The sequence below is a fragment of the Draconibacterium sediminis genome, from assembly GCF_000949475.1.
GTDB lineage: Bacteria > Bacteroidota > Bacteroidia > Bacteroidales > Prolixibacteraceae > Draconibacterium > Draconibacterium sediminis.
In genome coordinates, this window is record NZ_JRHC01000006.1 from 235116 (window position 1) to 254880 (window position 19765).

Below are 19765 nucleotides of genomic sequence, written 5' to 3' on the forward strand. Positions count from 1 at the left end.
CACTTGGAAAAACTACGCGATGCCAGCTAAAATTCCTGAAACTCGTCGTACCTCCTCAAACATCAGTAATTTTTTAACGCCGTCACCACTTGTTTTCCGGTTCACCGGCCGAGGCCGAAGCTTCGATATTGCTTTCGTATCTGCTAACAATACTTAAGTGGACCGGCCTCTTTTGGTATTTACCCGGAGTGGAAATGAAACCTTAGTGAGAGCGGGAAGCTCCGAGGGAGCGAGGAGATCACCCGCCAGAACTTAGGTTTTATGAAAATGTAGGGTGAAGATCAAAAGCAGCCTTGATCTTTTTGCTTCGTTTTTGCATTAAGGCAAAAATGAAGGCCGCCGGCAGGCAAAAGCACAACCTACAGGTAATCCCCATTTTGAATGTATAAATTTGCAAGAACAAACTAATTAAACCAACTCAAAAAACAGCTTTTGCAACAAACGTGTTATTTCGCCAGGTTTTCCGTTACCAAGCAACTGATCTTCGATTTGCACCACCGGACAAATTTCGCTACCTGTACCTGCGATAAAAACTTCGTCCATTTCGTAAAGTTCTTCTTCGGAGTACGGGCGCTCCTCAACCGGAATGTTATTGGCCGCGCACAGTTCCATGATAACTTTTCGGGTAATTCCCGGTAAAATCAGGTTTGATAAAGGCCGTGTTACCACAATGCCATTTTTTACACAAAGTACGCTGGAATGCGTAGCTTCGGTAACCTTTCCGTCGCGGATAAGAATACACTCGCCTGCCCCGCTTTGGTGCGCTTCGTTATAAAGCATGGTATTGGGCAGCAACGAAACTGATTTAATATCGCAGCGTTGCCAGCGAATATCGTCGCGGGTAATTACTTTAATTCCGTTCTCCAGTTTTTCTGTAGCCGAAGGCAGATCAAAAGCATAGGCATAAACGGTTGGTGCAATCTCATCAGGGAAATGATGCGAACGTTTGGCTGTGCCCCGCGATATTTGCAGGTAAATTCCGGCATGTTTGTCAGCCATATCGTTTTTCTGAATCAACTCCATAAATACTGCTTCAAGTTTTTCAGTATCGTATTCAATACCAATCTCTTTTAAACTGCGGTTCAGGCGGTCTAAATGATCCTGGAAACGAAAAGCCTTGCCATAATAATATTTGGCTACTTCGTAAACACCGTCGGCAAACAGAAATCCCCGGTCGTTTGGTGAAATCTTTGCTTCATCGGCTGCTACATATTCTCCGTTCAGATAAACGATATTGCTCATAATTATAATCGGGTTGAATTGAAACTCAAAAATAGAAAAACTTTGAATTTTGGTCTTCTAAAAAACAAAAAGGGATTCAACTTAATGAACCCCTTTCCTATATTATCAAAAAATTCTTTTCTGATCCTAGTAACGGTCACGACGTCCGTAACCACCACCGCCACCACGGTTGTAACCACCGCCGCCACCGCCACGGTTGTTGTTTTCGCGAGGTTTTGATTCGTTAACTTTAATGTTACGACCTGCAACCTCAGCGTTGTTCAATTCTTCGATAGCTTTGTTAGCTTCTGAATCGTCTTCCATTTCAACAAAACCGAAACCTTTGCTTCTTCCAGTAAATTTATCCATGATAATTTTAGATGAAGCAACTTCACCATACTCTTCAAAAATTTCTCTCAAATCTTCTTCGCCCATGTTGAAGGGCAAATTTCCAATGTAAATGTTCATTTTATACTATAATTTAAAGTTAATATATCCATCTTACTGATCACCAGAAGAACCAATCAAAATGCATCACGTCCTGGTGTTACTTGAATACAGTATAAAATAAGCTTTATTAACGATTGAAATAACGTCGGGAAAAACACAAGAGAGATAAACTGTCCGGTTTATTAATATCAATAAAAAAAGACCAAAATGCTAATTGCCAGACTTTTCTAAAAATTAACAGCCCAAAGGTAATTCTTTATTCGAACTAACAAACTAAAATTAACATATTTCTTAAACATACATTTATTCCGCAATCAGATCGCGAATTACTGCGCTGGCAATAAAGCCTCCAAACAGTGGTGGCATGTACGAAATGGTTCCTACTGTTGATTTTTTATTCCGGCCTTCCTCGATACGTACGGCCTTTTCATCGATATCCTCGGAAGAGAAAACCACTTTTACGCCCTTTTTAACGCCCAGACGACCAAGCCGTTTTCGCATCATTTTTGCCAGTTTGCAATTGTGTGATTTTTTAATGTCAGTGATTTCTATTTTCGACGGATCCATTTTTCCACCGGCACCCATCGAACTGATTACACGAAGTTTTAACTGTAGTGCATGATAAACCAGAAATACCTTTGGCGAGAGCGTATCGATAGCATCAACAACATAATCAAAAGGAGCACTGTTTAAGAGTTCGATGGTCTGCTCATCGCGGATGTAATCATTTACGATTGTCAATTCCAACTCCGGATTTATATCCATAAAACGTTTTGCCAGGATTTCGGCTTTTGGCTGCCCTTTGGTACTTATAAGCGCGGGTAATTGACGGTTGCGGTTACTTTCTTCCACCACGTCGCCGTCAACAATGGTCATTTTTCCAATTCCTGCACGACATAATTGTTCTGCCGCATAAGCGCCAACTCCACCTAGGCCAACTACCAGTACATTTGCATTTTTAAGTTTGGCCAGTTTTTCTTCTCCTAACAATAACTCAGTTCGTTCTAACCAGTGCATTACTCTCTAAAACTAAATTTTCGTGGCGCAAAGAAACAAAATTGTGTTTAAATTCTTCCTGGCATCAACGATTTTTCTATCTGGTTAAAGTTGGTCCACACCGCCTTTTTAAGCTCCTCAACCGGCATTTCCTTTAAAGCTGCAGCCTGCTGATAAATGGTATCAACATTAAAATCCAGCTCATCGGTCTCGAAGAATATTTTATTTAGCGGAAGATATTTAAATGATTTTACGGCTTTTGAATCTTCCCTGAAAAGATTTTTTCCAAACGAAAACAAAAAACCTTTATCTACCAGTTGTTTTGTAATTTCAACACTACCGTTGTATCCATGCATAATCCAGGGCATAACGGGATTCATTTTTTCGCGGAGTGCAATTACCTCGTTCAACGCTTTCACACAATGAATGATTAACGGATATTGATACTCTTCGGCAATAACGGCCTGTGCTTCAAAAACCCGAAGTTGCTCGATAAAATCGCCGCCGTTAATTTTGTCGAGGCCCGCTTCTCCCACAAAAATTACATGGTCGAATTCAAGTGCTTCCTCTACCATTTGCAGCGCTTCATTATTTTCCTGTTTGCTGCCAAGATGCCAGGGATGAAGCCCAACCGAATAAAAATTGCGTCCGTTGAAAGCCGCAAATCCGTCGCCCGGAAATATATTTTGTACCGTTATCGTTTCAATTTCGTTATGAAACGGATGTGTGTGAATATCGATATAGGGAATTGAACTCATAAACCAGTTTTGTTAGCTAAACTCTTCTCAATTACGCCATCTCCAGCATTTTAGCAACCACATTTGAAGCGCCATCTGCAATTTGTGTGATCGTAGCATCGAGCATATAACAAGGCGCTGTAATTACTTTGTATTTTTCGTCAACCACAATTTCGCCGTGTGTGGTGGTAACGTGTGTGGCACCCAATGATTCAAGCGCATCGGCAGTTCCTTTGTCCTGACCAATGGTAAGTTTTACGTCGCCTAAAACTTTTGCAATTATTGCGGGCGAAATACACAGTGCTCCCACAGGTTTTTCTGCTTCAACAGTAGCTTTAATGGCTTTCTCAACATCTGGATTTACCTTACAATCGAGGCCATCGAAAGCAAATGTGCAAAGGTTTTTAGCAGCACCAAAACCTCCCGGAAAAATAATTGCATCGTAATCGGCAGCTTTATACTCCGACAATGCTTTTATATTACCGCGAGCGATGCGGGCAGCTTCTACCAAAACATTACGGGTTTCGGGCATTTCCTCTCCTGAAATATGATTTACCACATGCGCCTGATCCACATCGGGGGCAAAACACTGATAGGCCGCGCCCTGCTGCGCAATGGCCAATAAAGTTAATGTGGCTTCGTGAATTTCGGCACCGTCATAAACACCATTTCCGGCTAATACTACTGCTATATTTTTCATTTTATATCCTATTTAATTTTGTATTTCAAAGTTACAAGATAAAAAGTGAATCAGAAAGCCCAACAGTGATCAGTTCTTAACTAATCTGCTCCAGATCGTATGGTGTTTCCTGGTAAACGTAATAATTCAGCCAGTTGGAGAACAACAGGTTTGCTGTTGATTTCCAGCGCATAACCGGAGTTTTCGCCGGATCGTTATCCGGATAGTAATTTCTTGGAATTTCGATGGGTAAATTTTTGGCCATATCGCGTTTATACTCCCCGTCCAGAGTGTTTCGTGAATATTCAGAATGCCCGGTAATAAACAGCTGCCGTCCGTTTTTGGCTTTTACGATTGACACACCTGCCTCCTCCGAATGTGAAATGACCTGCAGCTCATCCACTTTTTCTATGTCACCTTTACGAATTTCGGTATGACGTGAGTGAGGAATAAAAAAGACATCATCAAAACCTCTGAATATTGGTAATGTATTGTCGGACAGATGATGCTCGAAAACGCCAAACATTTTTTTGTCGAGCGGATATTTGGGTACCTCGTAATAGTGATACAAAGCCGCCTGCGCTGCCCAGCAAATAAACAACGACGAAGTTACGTGATGCTCAGCCCAGTCAAGGATCTCCTTCATTTCATCCCAATAGGTAACCTCCTCAAAATCGAGCTGTTCAACCGGAGCACCGGTAATAATCATACCGTCGTACTTTTTGTTTTTCAGTTCATCAAAAGTATCGTAAAACTCACTCATGTGTTGCGATGGCGTATTCTTGGGCGTATGTCCTTTAATTTTCAGAAAGTCGATCTCAATCTGTAATGGTGAATTGGATAACAGACGAAGCAGATCAGTTTCTGTTGAAATTTTCAGCGGCATCAGGTTTAAGATCACAATTTTTAGTGGTCGGATATCCTGGTGCGATGCCCGCGATGAATCCATTACAAAAATATTCTCCTCGCGAAGAATTTCAATTGCCGGTAATTTGTCGTTTATATTTAATGGCATTTTATAGTCGTTTTTTCGTATCAAGAGCACTCGATTCCTTATCTCATCACTCCGTTTTTTTCAGTTCGCGCAAAAATAACCAACATTATGAATGTTGGAAAATATTTATTCACCTGCTAACCCGAAGTCAGCAGGTGAATATTCATGAATGATTTTCTTATACTTTAGCCAAAGCCTGTTCAAAGTCGGCAATAATATCGTCGATGTGTTCCAAACCAACACTTACACGTAACTGCGTAGGCGTTACACCGGCCGCTGCCTGTGCTTCTTCCGACAACTGCTGGTGTGTTGTTGCTGCCGGCTGAATGATCAGGGTTTTGGCATCTCCAACGTTAGCCAGGTGGCTTACCAGTTCGAGCTTATTTACCACATTGTTCGCCGTTTCTTTATCACCTTTTACATTAAAAGACAGCACACCTCCTGCACCTTTAGGCAGGTACTTTTGTGCATTAGCATACGACGGGCTGCTTTCCAGTCCCGGGTAATTTACACTCTCCACTTTCGGATGTGCTTCCAACCACTTGGCCACTGTCAGCGTGTTTTCCACATGACGATCCATTCTAAGCGACAGTGTTTCCAAACCTTGTAAAAGCAGGAACGAGTTAAACGGACTGATTGCCGATCCAAAATCGCGCAAGCCTTCAACACGTGCTTTTATAATAAATGCGATGTTTCCGAATGGCCCGTCGAAATTAAACACATCCCAATATTTCAGGCCGTGGTAACCTTCAGAAGGCTCAGTGAAACCAGGAAATTTACCGTTGCCCCAGTTGTAAGTTCCGGCGTCAACAATTACACCGCCAATGCTGGTTCCATGACCGCCAATCCATTTTGTTGCCGATTCCACAACAATGTCGGCACCATGCTCGATCGGACGGAATAAATAACCACCGCCGGCAAAAGTGTTATCAACTATAAAAGGGATATCGTATTTTTTAGCCACAGCAGCAATTGCATCAAAATCAGGAATTACAAAACCCGGATTTCCAATTGTTTCAAGGTAAATGGCTTTTGTTTTGTCGTCGATAAGTTTCTCGAACGATGCAGCTTCCAAATCTTCGGTTAAGCGGGCTTCAATTCCCAGTCGTTTAAAAGTAACTTTAAACTGGTTGTAAGTTCCGCCGTACAAATATGGCGATGAAACAATGTTGTCGCCAATATCCAGAATATTATTCAAAGCAATAAATTGCGCGGCATGTCCCGACGCCACTGAAAGTGCTGCCACTCCCCCTTCAAGCGCTGCAATACGCTGCTCAAATACGTCCGAAGTTGGATTCATGATTCGTGTATAAATGTTGCCAAACTCTTTTAAGGCAAACAAATTAGCCGCATGATCGGCATCGTTAAACACGTACGACGATGTTTGGTAAATTGGCACAGCACGTGAGTTGGTTGCTGAATCAGGTTGTTGTCCTGCGTGTAATTGCAGTGTTTCGAAATTTAATTTTTGAGTTGTCATTTTGTTATAATTTTTTGAGTTAGAAACTTGTTGAAATTTTTTCTTTACCCCTCTGCTTGTCAGCATCTCCCCTTACAAGGGGAGAACGTTTTAATGGAAGCCTCTGCAAATAAAGTTTTGCAGATACTTTGCATTATCCTTTTTTCCCTTTTTAAAGGAAAATGGCGACAGCCAAAAGGGTAAAATCATTCTTTAATAATTGTAACAATTCTATTTATTACTAGAAAAAAGCCTTATAAACTTCTCTTACACTTTTTTCTTTGTCGGATTCCTGCACCACCAAATAGCTTACAAGGTCGGATGCTCCGGAGCCGCTTAGTATTACATTAATTTTATTGTTAGCCACCGCAGCAAATATCTTTGCCGACACACCGTAAGCCTGTTGCATTCCATGACCTACAATACCAATCAGCGCCACGTCGTTCACCACTTTGATATCAGTAACAGCCGAAAAGCCCAATTTGTGCACGAGTTTTAGTGCTTTTGCACCATTTTCTTTGCTTAAGATAAAATTGATGGACGTTTGCGAAGTGATCACCGACTTAATATTTAGCCCGGCATCGTTTAACTGGTTGGTAACTTTTGCCAGAATACCCGGTTTTAAACCAACGCCAGGCCCGTCGAGTTTCAGCAACGAAATATCGTCGGTGCAGGCCACACTTTTTACAATCTGCTCCTCAATGTAGGTTTCGGTGTTGATAACGGTTTGAACTTTGCCCTCAGCAGTTTCAGCGCTCAGCACCTGTATGGGAATGTGCGCATGTTCCAGCGGTTCCACGGTTCGCGGGTGAAACGAGTAGTGCTCGAAATAAGCCAACTCGCTTGCCTCTGAATACGTTAGGCGTTGAATGATCTCGGGATTTTCGATAATTGCAGGTTTTGCCCGCTGAAAATCGTTGTCGAGGCCCCAAAGTTTTAGCGTATCGACACCCAATTCTTTGGTCAAAAAAGCTGCTGTATAATCGGCTGCCGTTTTTCCGGTTCGAGCCAGTTTATTGTTCTCGTCGATGCCGTAAGTACCGGGAATCAGGTAAACACCTTCCTCCAGTTTATTGAGTTTATCTGTATCTACCGAAAGGAAAGTTGCATTTCCAAAATCGGATGACACCCGTAAATCAATATCTTCGGGATGAATTATACTTGCCTCGTTCCAGAGCGACGACAGAATCTCGACTGACAGTTTTTCAGAAAAACTCAGTACCTGGTCTTTTAAAGCCCGCGAATAATCGCCGATAAGCCCGATCCCCTTTAGTAATCCAACCAACTGTTTGGCTAATTTTGAATACACTTCAGAGGGCTGCTCATCAACTTTACCGATATAAAATCCGTATATCTCGTTCAGGATTTCCTCCTCGTCCAATTCTTGCAGAAATACCTGTTGCAGATTAAACTGAACAAGATCGAGCAATTGCGGAATAGCCGAAACCACCACATAATTGCGACTTTTGCTGCCCGCTAACCAGGCTTTTAAATTTTGTAATGCTATTTGGTTGCCAATATGGCTTCCACCAAATCGAATAACATTATCCGACATAAAAATATTTTTTTGAAATTTTGTTTGCTTAATAAACGCTTGTACGGAATGCCTTCAAACAACGAATAACCATCGAATGAAGGCTATCGCATAGACATAAACATAGACGACATAAACATTGCTCCGCAACGGATTGCTGCGAAAGAAGAAGTAGTATTTCTTTGGTCAATGTTCATTCTTGCCGAATTTGTTTGACGCAAATATAAATTGATTTTTGATAAATGCAAGCTTATCTGGATTGATTTTAGATAAAGTTTACATTGGGAAACAAAGGATCCGATCCGTATTTATTGCAGATTCTACGAATCGGATCTCCTGTCTTGGGCTTACCGCTTACTCATTATATTGCTCAGGCCCAACAGATATTTTGGTTATGAACACCCCGTTTTTATCTACGTATTTATAGTTCATGGTTACCTGGTTCACACGAAATAATTCCATATCGGGGTTGGTTTTTATATTGTTAGTTATTTGCGGAATCAGGTATGCTTCAAAACTGCTGATATCGATCGAGTCTTTTACCAAAGTCATTAGCGAATAGTTGTACTGAAAAGTATTGTTGGCCATTGCCACAGTATTATCGAGGCGGGTTTCGGCATCTACCATTAAGGGGCAGGCTTCATTTAATTCGCTGGCGGTTTTCATTAACACCTTATCGAAAGAAAAAACACGCTGCACCAGTTGTTGCACCACAAAAAAGGCAACTACAAAGGATACTACACTAACAAGCGTAACGATCAACTTCTGTTTGGTTAAACCTTGTGTTTGTTTTGCCACCGGTTGTTCTATGGTTTCTTTGGGCTCAACTTTTGGCAGTTCGTAACCACAATAGCGGCAGTATTTGGCATTGGTTTTATTGTCTTCGTTACAATGCGTACACTTAACTAGTTCCATTTTTGTGTTTTTTTGCTCGGTTTGAATTTGATTTCTTCGGATACCAAAGTAGTAATATTTTCGATAAATGGTTTTATGTTTAAGGGACATCTATAGCAAATATCTAAACAATACATTTGGGGCGCTTCCCTCATGTAGCTTAATAAAAGATTGTTTCAAATATATTAAGAGGGATTTATACCATCTGACAGACAAACCTTTAATGAATATTTCAATCCTTAATGAGGTTGAAGTTAACAAAATGTTTTGTAGCTTTGGAAAACAAAAACCAATATTATGACAAAGAAAGCCACCACAACCACCACTACTGACGATTCTCGTAAGAAGTGTTTTATCATTTCTCCGCTTGGCGAAGACAATTCTGAAACCAGAAGAAAAGCTGACGGTTTAATTAATGCGGTTTTAAGACCAGTTCTTGAAAAACTGGATTTTTGCGCAATTGCACCGCACGATATAGACACTCCCGGATCGATAACTAAACAGGTCATTAAACATCTGCTTGAAGATGATCTTGTAATTGCGAATTTAACCGATTTGAATCCAAATGTAATGTATGAATTAGCCGTCCGGCATGCCAAAAGATTGCCGGTTGTTACAGTAATAGAAAAGGGCACCAAGTTACCTTTTGATATTGCTGCAGAGCGGACAATATTTTATGACGATGACATGGCAGGAGTTGAGAAGCTAAAACCGTTATTAGAAGCTGCAATTACAGAAGCTTTAAAAGAAAAATCCCCTGATAATCCTATCTATTCAACCATTCAGGACAATATTATTAGAGAGGTTGCATCAACAGATAGTACGCAAACTTATATATTAAATAGATTGGATGCTCTTACTAGTCAAATTAGTAGATTTAATAATCAAAATTTAAATCCATTCGTAAAAACAACTTCATCAACAGATTTAGAGATTACGATTTCTGGATTTGATAAAGGAGTTAGACAAACTGAGGTTCTAAGTATCATAGCAAATGTCATTTCAAATGATCAATATGAAAGTATGAGAGTAATTGATGCCACTAAAAATGGAACGACTTTTAGAGTATTAATATCTAAAGTTCAATCACCTAATCACGCTAAGGCTATTGTTAATATACTTAGAAATTCGGATTTTTCAGTTGAAGCTTTCGCCATAATCAATTAAATAATCCAAATATCGAAGAAACTACCATAGATAAGAGTTAAACAAGTACTAACTAACCAATTTTAAATCCACACAAAGTAAGCAACGTACATATTAGCGCCCTTTTCCTCCCTTCCCCACGCAACAACTGCCCATCGCAAACAGTTAATACACCCTGCCCATAAGACAAATGCCTGTATAAAACCTGTTTGCCAACGTCCCCATGTCATGGGGAAGGCTTCAAACCGATTTTTTACCGCCACCATGCGGCCGATATGGGTGTAAAACTTGTTTTTTGCCGAGCCCACAACTTAGATCATGGTCTCAAATGGTTTTTACACAGGCATTAAAAACGTGGGCATATAAGGTATTGCCTTTCATGATGCAACCAGGCGAACAACATTCATCAAAAACATTTTTGAAGTAAATAATCGCCTCCTGTTTTAAACAAAAGTTTGCTGCACAACATATATTCAGGCCTTGACTTGACTTAATATATCGTTTAGTTTTGTTAAACACTTAAAAACCACAAGCGTACAACATCCACAAATTCATACACATATAAATAATCAACACACATTTCAATTAAACTCACAAATTCATCATGACAAAAATTAAAAATGTAGTATTTAGTCGTTTCCGCAATAACGACCATTATCAGTTTATAACTGAATTCAAAACCCGAATTGACACGGTCACTCCGGCAATTTTAAACATTGAAACAAAAATGCCCGATTTCAATACAGCTTACGATGCAATGGATACGGTATACAAGAAGAGCAACAGTAGTGATTTTACTCCCCTCATTGGAGGTGCCGACGTACGACGCGACCGTTATTGGAGTGCGATATACATGCGTCTGCGATCAACCCTGATGGGGCCAATCGAAAGCGAGGTTGAGGCCGCTGAAAAACTAAAAGCCCTTTTTGATTTACATGGCAACGTGCGCCAAATGCCTTTAAAAGGCGAATCGGCTGCACTTACCAATCTTATTCAGGATCTTGAAAGCCGTGACTTTGGTGGCTATTGTAACACCGTGGGCATCCTGCCCTGGATTGAGGCATTAAAAACCGAAAATCTGTTGGTGCAAAACCTGATGGAAGAACGTCGTCAGGAATCGGTAAACCAAAACAGTGAAGATTATAAGCTGTTGCGTAAAGCTGTTGACATTGCTTACGAAAATATTGTTTCGCGAATAAATGCACTTGTTGAGCTGGAAATGTCGACACCCGAAATTGAAAATTTTATTGAATTAACAAATAATCAGATAACCGACTACGAAAACGAACTTACGGCCCGTCAGGGACGTCTTGACAGTGAACAGGAAGAAGAGGAGCCAATAACTCCTGCTCCTGATGTAGAAGCATAAAAGTGTAGGATTTGTGGAGAACAAAAGGCATTCTGTGAGGGATGCCTTTTTTGGTAGTTACTGCTTGCTATTGCTACAATTTTACCTCCGATATATTAGAAACTCTTTAAAGTACATACGCGTAAATACAAGAAGAATTGGTGTTTCTGAATTTATTTAGGCGAAACAGGAACAGAAAACTGGAGGAATTATGGAGATTAAATTCGATCCCTTACGCCGGTTTATAAAAATTAAATCACTGAGCAGCATTTGTATGCTTATGGCTGCCATTGCGGCGCTTGTCGTCTCCAATACCAACCTGCACACTTACTATGAACAATTCTTAGAGCTGGAATTTTTAATTGGTTTCTCCCGGTTCCACTTATCAAAATCGGTACTGCACTGGATTAACGATGGTTTAATGACCATTTTCTTCTTTGTTATCGGGCTGGAAATAAAACGCGAATTTCTGATCGGAGAACTCAGTTCGGCGCGAAAAGCCATACTGCCCATATTTGCGGCTATTGGCGGAATGATCTTCCCCATTGCCATCTTTTTTTTGATGAACTCAGGAAAAGAAGGTACACATGGCTGGGGAATAACCATGGCTACCGATATTGCTTTTTCGTTAGGAGTACTGGGCATACTGGGGAAAAAAGTTCCTTTTGGCCTCACCATTTTCCTGGCGGCCTTTGCCATTATCGACGATTTGGGCGCAGTATTGGTTATTGCAGTTTTCTACAGTTCGCTAATATACTGGCACCTGGTAGCTATTGCATTTGTCCTGTTAATTGGGTTGTCGCTTTTATCGGTAAAAAACTTCTATTCCAGGTATATCTATATTCCTGTCGGGCTGGTAATCTGGCTGCTGTTTTTAGAGTCGGGCATACACCCCACTATTGCCGGTGTGCTTTTTGCGTTTACCATTCCTTCGCATCGTAGAAAAAGGCTTATCGAAGTTATAGGAAAAGGGAAAAATGCCCTTAACGAGTTATCTCAGCTAATCGGGCAAAAAGTAGTTGAATTTAAACATCATAAAACCGCTATTAACATTCTCGATAATATAACCTCCGAAATTCAATCGCCATTGCAACATTTGCAAAACAAACTTGGCACAATGGTTTCTTTTTTAATTATTCCGCTATTTGCTTTTGCCAATTCGGGTATAAATTTTATTGGCGACGAAGGTGCTTTTACTCCGCTTTCCGTCAGCATTGCCGTTAGTTTGGTTTTTGGTAAAATAATTGGGATAAGCTTATTTTCATGGCTGGCCATAAAACTTAAAATTGCGGTACTGCCCAAAAATGTCGACTTCCGGCAGATTTTTGGATTATCCTGCCTTGGTGGTTTTGGCTTTACGATGTCGATTTTTATCTCCAACCTCTCCTATGAGTCGGTTCATTTACAAGACTCGGCAAAGTTGGGAATACTTATCGGCTCACTGGTTGCAGGTGTTAGCGGGTATTTGGTTATTCGGTATGCGCTTAAGAGAAGTGCACTATCAGCAAATCGCCAGTGAATTTAGTCTATTTGTTGTACAAATTGGCTTAAGCATTTTGCGCATCAACTATAACCACAACATTACCTTTTTTATGCCCTGATGCAATGTAACGATGTGCCTCAGAAATCTTTTCCAACGGATACTGCCGATCGATTACTGTTTTTAAACGGCCTTCTTTAAACATAGGCACAAGTTGAGCAAAAAGATCACGGAGCTCTGTTTCGGAGCGCAGACCTGTTGCCGCAAATTTGGCTTTCTTTTTTGCAAATACTTTTGTCCATAACATTTGCAACAGCAACGAGAATTTTAATATCGGCGACACGTATTGTCCTGATTCAGTGAGAATATTTTTACTTTTTGCATACGAGCTTTTCCCAACAGTATCAAAAACAAGGTCGTATTTTATATTCCCTCGGCTGAAATCCTCTTTGTTATAATCAATAACATGATCGGCTCCAAGCGATTTTACCAGCCCCACATTTCGTGTACTGCAAACACCGGTAACCCAGGCCCCCATAAACTTTGCAATTTGTACTGCTGCAGTTCCCAAACTTCCCGAGGCTCCGTTAATCAATACTTTATCGTTTGGTTTAATTTGTGCAATCTCTTTGAGAAAATTCAAGGAGGTTACATGCCCGTCGCCATAGGTTGCTGCTTCGGCATAGGTCATATTATCGGGCATCGGCAGAATTACACCGTCCTCAGGTACTGCAACATATTCGGCATTGGTACTCATTACTAAAGTGGTCTCACCAAACACCCGGGTTCCGAGAATAAATTTGTTGGTATTTAATCCTGTTTCAACGATATAACCGGCAAAACCTGTACCGGGGATTTGATGTTTGGGCTTTCGTAATCCGGTTATTAACCGCCCGAAGTATGGTTTTCCTGATCGCATCATTTCATCGGCTGTTGTTGCCGAAGTGGCTATTACTTTTACCAGCACCTCATTTTCTTTAGGGCTGGGTTTGGGCATACTTTTAATTTGAAGTACTTCAGGACCTCCGTAACCGCTTGCTACAATTGCTTTCATCATTTCTTTCATCTTTTCTGTTTTGTTGTTCTAATTTCTGTTTATTGAAATCATGAAACAAAAGTAGCGCAGGTAGTAATCTCAGTCGTTCGGGAAAAAAAAATAGAAGTTCGGAATTATAATTGCGGGCTAAAAAGTTAGGGGCAAACACAGCATTCAGCTTAAAAAATACAAATACGACTCATAAGAAGAAAAACACATACAGAGGTTAACTAATTACCCTCGGCATCCATTCATGCGCAGGAATTTTTATGTTTTTAAAACGGCCGATGCCTTATCAAAACCAACCGTTTCGCGGTAATACTGCGGAGACACTTCGGCATTTTTTTTGAAAAACCGGCTAAAATAATACTCATCGTTATAACCTAAATCGTAAGCAATTTCCTTAACGGTTTTATTGGTGAGGTACAATTCTCTTTTGGCTTCAATAATTATCCGTTCGGCAATTAGGTCGCTTAAGGTTTTGTTGAAATGCGTTTTTGTAAGCCGGGTTAATGCTTTTGGTGTTATGGCTAAAAGATCGGCATATTCGCTGGCACTGTGTTTTGTTTTGTAGTGCATTTCAATCGCATTTTTCAGGTTTTGCAAAATAAATGGTTCTTCCTCTTTTGCTGTGGTTTGTTGGGCTTCGGTTTGCTGCTCCGTTTTTAGTCGCGATGCCGTGATCAGAAATATTTTTAGGTATGAAATAAGCAATTCATACTGCGCCAAAGCCGGGTTTTGCATTTCGGCTTTAAACTGTTCAATCACCATCTCAAAATTTGCAGCAGCTTTTTCATCGATGTAAACAAATGGAGAATTGTAAATATTATTAAACAAAACACCATGGCATGCAACTTCTTTGTGGTGCTTATGAATACAGAAAAAATCGGGATGAAAATTGATAACCCATCCCCTGACTTCCCCTTCCAGATTGATCATAAAAGGTTGGTAAGGAGAAAAAGAAAGCAGAACATTTTCGCTGAAATTATATTCTGAAAAATCAGCTTTTACATTCCCCGTTCCACTTTCCAGCCAAATCATTGAATAGTGGTTCAATCGTTGAACATCATCAAACGGATTATTTTTTTCAAAGCGAAACAGTCTGAAAGCCTGGTGACCCGTTTGCGGATCAATTAGTGTGAAATCGTTATTCTGTATCATAAGCATGAAATTAGGTCAACGTCCTATCTTTTTCATCAATCATTAAGTCGTTAATACTTGCGAAACGTTTTTGCATCAACCCGTTTTCATCGAATTCCCAGAGCTCATTTCCATAAGCGCGGTACCATTGGTTTTCCGCATCCTGAAATTCATATTCGAATTTTACTGCAATTCTGTTTTCTCTAAAACCCCAAAGCTCTTTCTTTAGTTTATAATTTTTTTCTTTTTCCCATTTTTGGGTTAAAAATTCTACAATTTCTTCCCTCCCGTTTATAAACTGAGTTCGGTTTCGCCATTCAGAATCGGCGGTATATGCCTGTGCAACTTTTACAGGGTCTTTACTATTCCAGGCATCTTCTGCTTTTTGTACTTTTTCAAGGGCAGTTTCCATTGTAAATGGTGGCAGCGGATATCTTTTCTGTTCGTTTTTCATTTTGTTTTAGTTTTGAGAAAGGAGAAAATAGATTGCGGCTATTTCTCCTTTCCTGAGGTGTAAATTAAAGAACTGATGCAATGGGAAAATCCACCGGAACTTTGGTGAGATTATGTAAGTAATTCATGGCTGTTTTATCGCTGATTTGAAGAATCAGATCCACTAAATTTTCTTTGGTATAACCGTGTGCGAAAAAGTCTTCTACATTGTCGGCACTTGCTTTCCCTCTGTTTTCAGTTAAATCTGCTGCCAATTTCACCAGGGCATTAATTTTTGCATTTTCGCTTTTCGAACGACGAAAATCCAATAGCTGCTCGTCGGTAAAACCATTCATTTTACCCAATACTGTATGTGCACTCAGGCAATAAACGCAACCGTTTACCTGGCTAACAACAAGGTTTACAGCTTCTTTCTCTTTGTTTGATAATGATGTTTTGGCATTTTGAAAATCCAAATAACGCTTTAAACCATTATCTGAATAAGCGATTGTTGCATACAGGTTTGGAACAAAACCCAAGGCTTTGTTTAAAGCATCAAAAATTTCCTGGTTTGTTGCTGATACCTCTTCTCGTGTAGGGACATTAAATTCTGTTTTTACTAAGTTTTCCATTTTTTTACTGTTCTAATGTTCTGTGTCATTATCGACAGTACAAAGATGCAGGGTATTCAGCCGCTGTAAAATGGACAAACTTCGTTAGTGGATGGACAATTTTCTCCTTTGATTTTTTCGCTCGTATTATTTAAGCATTCTGCTTAAGAAACTCTTTGGGTGTCATCCCTGTTTCTTTTTTGAAATAGGTATTAAACACGGTTTTCGAGTTAAAACCACTTTCGTAAGCTAAACCAATTAATGAAATGTGACTGTTTTTAGGATCGGGCGCCAGCTGCTTAAAGTATTCAATTCGGTAATAATTAATGAACTCATTAAAGTTCTTCCCTATCCGTTCGTTTAACAGCCACGAAAGTTTGTTCGGATGAATTTCAACCTGGTCGGCCAGTAAACGTAGCGATAGATTTGGTATTAAGAACGGCTGTTCTTCCGTTACAAACTTTAATAATTTTTCGCTGTAAACTTCAACAGTTTTGGCATCAAGCAGAGGAGCTTTCTCATTTACGGTACTTATTTCAACCTTTTGAAGTCCGTAAAGCCTGTTTTTATATTCACCGTAGCGAGGATCATCTATTAGAAAACTGGCAAGCGGATCGGAATAATTCAGTAACAACACCGACGATTTTAGTTTGATCGTTTCTTTCAACCAGTTAAATGCTTTGTCGGTTTCTTTCAAATTTGCATAAGCCAGGTACAAATAGGAATGTGCCTGAAATGATTTGGGATTCTGCGCCGCTTCGTATAACTGGTTAAAATATTCTTCGGATTTTACAGTGTCTTTTTTTAGGATGTAGGCCAGACTCAATATGCCCAAACGCTCATTTTCTATAATTATTTCATCTGGCATTTCTTGAAGAAACGAGACAACTTCGTTGTATTGTCCCAGTTTTAAAAGACAATAACTACGAACAATGTATGCCGGTATATTATGCGGATTATTCTTCAGTGCTTCATCAAATAAGGATAAGGCTTCTGCATAATTCTCTATACGGTACTGAAAATACGCGCGGAAAAACAAGGTTTCCTGCGAAAGCGGATCAATTCGGTGTGCCACTTCCAAATGTTCTTTAGCCTTTGCCGTATCACCGGATATCAGATACAAAAACGAAATAAATTGTTGCGCTTCAGGATAATTGGGCTTTAATTCAATTGATTTCACCCCATGTTTAAATGCTTCCTGGAAATTAGCTTCGTAAAAAAACGAATAATTAGCCAGCAAATAATGCACTCCGGCATTGTCAGGATTTAAAACAAAAGCCTTATCCATGTATCTCCGCGACTTTTGCCAGGCTCCTTCAGCGGGCATCAGTTCAGTAACCGCAAAAAAACTGTAAGCATCAGCCAAACCAACATACGAATCGGTATGTTTGGGATCAAGCTTGATAGCCATTTCGTAGAATTCGATGGCTTTCCCGGCATCCTCAGGATTCCACTTGTTAAAGTGATACCTGCCTTTCAAAAAATATTCGTAAGCTTCTAAATTCGCTGTTTTTGTTTCAATCAGGTGATCCTGAATGTCCAGGTGCCCATATTGTTCGCGTAACTTATCAGCTATCAATAAACTTATTTCATCCTGAATTTCAAAAATATTATCCAGCATACGGTCCCATGATTCCGACCAAAAATGAAAGTCTTCTTCTGCATGAATCAACTGTGCCGTAATACGAATGGTATTGGCTGCCAGCCTGACACTTCCTTCCAAAATAGTTGTCACATTCAACTCCTTGGCAATCTGTCCGATTGGAATGTTTTTATTTTTAAAGAAGAACGAAGAAGTTCGGGAGGTGACTTTTAATTGTGAAATACCAGCAAGCGCATTTATAATTTCTTCGGTAATCCCATCGCTGAAATATTCCATTTCTTCACTTCCACTCCTATTTACAAAAGGAAGTACAGCTATCGTTTTTTCCCTTGAGGGTTTTTCCTTCATATGCTACAATATTCAAATATAGGGCTGTCAATAAACAATACTTATGATTCAGACAACTGGCAGCCCCGGAAGTTCATTTTTGGCTTAACCTGGCTAAAGATAAATCATTCTCGAAAAAAATTGTGTTTTGTAATAGCTGCGTGTAACCTTACTCCAAAATCTACCAATTGCTTCGTAATTTACAGCTAAAAACTTCTCCTTTAGATTCGCAATTGAAGCCCCCCATCAACGATAGAAACGCCCTTAATTCAGGCTATTGGGAGAATAAACGTCATTGGTTTGTAAGCTAATTTACAGACCATCCATCCAAATTCGCTACGAACATGGATGGATGGATACTGATGTATTGTAATTTTTGAAATCCGGGATAACTTAGTTTCCAGGATTATGACTTAACTCATCAAGCATTTTGTACATGTATGCCCAGATATCTGAAACTGAATCCCGAAACTTTGCCCGCATTTTATCAGTTGCATCCTTACCCTTGGCATTTTCAACCATTTTCCATACACCATCACGTTCAACATCCAATGCCGCAAAGTTTTCAAATGGCACAGTAACAAAATAATCAGGGCTTTCAGGACCTCCTCCGTTAACGCTATACCAATAACCTCTTTTATCTCCTTCTGCCTCAGCAATTATATTAGAAATCTCGTCAACCGTTTCTCTGAAAACAGAGCTATTTTCAACCTGGAAGAATGTAACCCAAATTACCCCCATTTCAGAATCGGCTGCTTTGCTTATTTCAGGAATGTTTTTGGAAAACATATCTACCGTCTTTTCTATATGAGGAATTATCTGATCATATATTATCTGCCGACATTCTTTACCTGCTTCATCATCATTATCCAGTTCCGCCCAATTAGCCATTCTTGATGAAATGACATATACAGAACCTTCTCCATTGTATCTTCTCCACATTGTCCATGTCCATTCTCCACCATTTTCAAGATAGCATGATTTCCATGCTTTTACTCCATTTTCAAATAGTCTTTCGTGCCCTTTTTTAATCGTAAATTCAGTTGTTGAAAGAATAAAACTTTCTTGAGCTTGAACAACATTGGTAATTATTAATCCTGCGAACAGAAATACCAAGGTCATTGTCATCCGAAACATTTTTTGCTTTAATTTCATTTTGTTCATTTTTGATTAGTAAATAGAAAAATTCTAACGACTTATGATTCTTTGTCGTTATTTAAATAGCTAGCTAAGAATAAGATATAAACATCTTATTAACCGCTAATGTTCATATTGAATAAAAACGGTAACAAACAATATTGTAAACAGGTACCACAATACCTTGATTCACCTTTTAAATCTGTAAGAAAATAGATGTATATACTTTCCGAATAGACAACTAATGCCTACAATCCCGATCTGATAATTTGATAGTGTTGGGATGGTGATATCGTAATGACTGGTTAAATCATACACCTAAACCCGGTGTCTGCAGTTCGTTGGTGGATTACATAAAAGTATTGGGATGAACAAGATCATTGGTTTGTGAGCTGATTTACCAATCAAAAACAAAAAAGGGATTAGACTTTCATCTAATCCCCTATTCTTATTGGTACCCCGGACGGGATTCGAACCCATGACCTACTGCTTAGAAGGCAGTTGCTCTATCCAACTGAGCTACCGAGGCATCCTTTTTTGC

At 39.7% G+C, this 19765-nt stretch carries 18 protein-coding genes and 1 tRNA gene; 3 read left to right on the forward strand and 16 right to left on the reverse strand.

Annotation, left to right across the window (positions count from 1 at the left end; translation table 11 throughout):
• Positions 1 to 408: 408 nt before the first annotated feature.
• The 9 genes from dat to LH29_RS19960 form a co-directional block, all read right to left on the reverse strand.
• A complete protein-coding gene (dat, locus tag LH29_RS19920; RefSeq protein ID WP_045033046.1) occupies positions 409 to 1242 on the reverse strand; it encodes a D-amino-acid transaminase in 834 nt (277 codons plus the stop codon).
• Between the two features lie 126 nt (positions 1243 to 1368).
• Positions 1369 to 1689 carry an RNA recognition motif domain-containing protein gene (locus LH29_RS19925; RefSeq protein WP_038562309.1) on the reverse strand — a complete coding sequence of 107 codons (321 nt, stop codon included), beginning with the start codon at positions 1687 to 1689 and terminating at the stop codon, positions 1369 to 1371.
• Between the two features lie 285 nt (positions 1690 to 1974).
• Positions 1975 to 2688, reverse strand: a complete 714-nt coding sequence (locus tag LH29_RS19930; RefSeq protein WP_045033047.1) for a tRNA threonylcarbamoyladenosine dehydratase — start codon at positions 2686 to 2688, stop codon at positions 1975 to 1977.
• Between the two features lie 47 nt (positions 2689 to 2735).
• Positions 2736 to 3425 (reverse strand): TatD family hydrolase, encoded by a 690-nt coding sequence (locus LH29_RS19935; protein ID WP_052671116.1) that lies wholly within the window; start codon positions 3423 to 3425, stop codon positions 2736 to 2738.
• A 31-nt stretch (positions 3426 to 3456) separates the two neighbouring features.
• Positions 3457 to 4104: an isoprenoid biosynthesis glyoxalase ElbB gene (elbB, locus tag LH29_RS19940; RefSeq protein WP_045033049.1), complete on the reverse strand. Its 648-nt coding sequence runs from the start codon at positions 4102 to 4104 to the stop codon at positions 3457 to 3459.
• Between the two features lie 76 nt (positions 4105 to 4180).
• A complete protein-coding gene (gene metA, locus LH29_RS19945; protein WP_045033050.1) occupies positions 4181 to 5098 on the reverse strand; it encodes a homoserine O-acetyltransferase MetA in 918 nt (305 codons plus the stop codon).
• 157 nt (positions 5099 to 5255) lie between these two features.
• Positions 5256 to 6557 (reverse strand): O-acetylhomoserine aminocarboxypropyltransferase/cysteine synthase family protein, encoded by a 1302-nt coding sequence (locus LH29_RS19950; protein ID WP_045033223.1) that lies wholly within the window; start codon positions 6555 to 6557, stop codon positions 5256 to 5258.
• A 220-nt stretch (positions 6558 to 6777) separates the two neighbouring features.
• Complete coding sequence (locus tag LH29_RS19955; RefSeq protein WP_045033051.1) at positions 6778 to 8091, reverse strand: ACT domain-containing protein; 1314 nt, start codon at positions 8089 to 8091, stop codon at positions 6778 to 6780.
• A 333-nt stretch (positions 8092 to 8424) separates the two neighbouring features.
• Positions 8425 to 8985 carry a zinc ribbon domain-containing protein gene (locus tag LH29_RS19960; protein WP_198152523.1) on the reverse strand — a complete coding sequence of 187 codons (561 nt, stop codon included), beginning with the start codon at positions 8983 to 8985 and terminating at the stop codon, positions 8425 to 8427.
• Positions 8986 to 9261: 276 nt separating this feature from the next.
• On the opposite strand from LH29_RS19960, the gene LH29_RS19965 reads away from it, so the two are divergent.
• From LH29_RS19965 to nhaA, 3 genes are all read left to right on the forward strand, one after another.
• A complete protein-coding gene (locus LH29_RS19965; RefSeq protein WP_052671117.1) occupies positions 9262 to 10131 on the forward strand; it encodes a hypothetical protein in 870 nt (289 codons plus the stop codon).
• A gap of 583 nt (positions 10132 to 10714) precedes the next feature.
• Positions 10715 to 11479: a DUF6261 family protein gene (locus LH29_RS19975; RefSeq protein ID WP_045033054.1), complete on the forward strand. Its 765-nt coding sequence runs from the start codon at positions 10715 to 10717 to the stop codon at positions 11477 to 11479.
• Positions 11480 to 11669: 190 nt separating this feature from the next.
• Positions 11670 to 12977 carry a Na+/H+ antiporter NhaA gene (gene nhaA, locus LH29_RS19980; protein WP_045033055.1) on the forward strand — a complete coding sequence of 436 codons (1308 nt, stop codon included), beginning with the start codon at positions 11670 to 11672 and terminating at the stop codon, positions 12975 to 12977.
• Positions 12978 to 13005: 28 nt separating this feature from the next.
• Here the strand turns inward: nhaA and LH29_RS19985 are convergent, their stop codons facing one another.
• The 7 genes from LH29_RS19985 to LH29_RS20015 all read right to left on the reverse strand — a co-directional run bounded on the left by LH29_RS19985 (position 13006) and on the right by LH29_RS20015 (position 19753).
• Positions 13006 to 13995, reverse strand: a complete 990-nt coding sequence (locus LH29_RS19985) for an NAD(P)-dependent alcohol dehydrogenase (RefSeq protein WP_198152524.1) — start codon at positions 13993 to 13995, stop codon at positions 13006 to 13008.
• A 246-nt stretch (positions 13996 to 14241) separates the two neighbouring features.
• Positions 14242 to 15135: a helix-turn-helix domain-containing protein gene (locus tag LH29_RS19990; protein WP_045033057.1), complete on the reverse strand. Its 894-nt coding sequence runs from the start codon at positions 15133 to 15135 to the stop codon at positions 14242 to 14244.
• Between the two features lie 10 nt (positions 15136 to 15145).
• Positions 15146 to 15568, reverse strand: a complete 423-nt coding sequence (locus LH29_RS19995) for a nuclear transport factor 2 family protein (protein ID WP_045033059.1) — start codon at positions 15566 to 15568, stop codon at positions 15146 to 15148.
• A gap of 64 nt (positions 15569 to 15632) precedes the next feature.
• Positions 15633 to 16178: a carboxymuconolactone decarboxylase family protein gene (locus tag LH29_RS20000; RefSeq protein WP_045033060.1), complete on the reverse strand. Its 546-nt coding sequence runs from the start codon at positions 16176 to 16178 to the stop codon at positions 15633 to 15635.
• A 130-nt stretch (positions 16179 to 16308) separates the two neighbouring features.
• Positions 16309 to 18108 carry a tetratricopeptide repeat protein gene (locus LH29_RS20005; protein ID WP_045033061.1) on the reverse strand — a complete coding sequence of 600 codons (1800 nt, stop codon included), beginning with the start codon at positions 18106 to 18108 and terminating at the stop codon, positions 16309 to 16311.
• A gap of 372 nt (positions 18109 to 18480) precedes the next feature.
• Positions 18481 to 19242: a hypothetical protein gene (locus tag LH29_RS20010; RefSeq protein ID WP_157493771.1), complete on the reverse strand. Its 762-nt coding sequence runs from the start codon at positions 19240 to 19242 to the stop codon at positions 18481 to 18483.
• A gap of 434 nt (positions 19243 to 19676) precedes the next feature.
• Positions 19677 to 19753 (reverse strand) — tRNA-Arg (locus tag LH29_RS20015).
• Between the last annotated feature and the right edge of the window lie 12 nt (positions 19754 to 19765).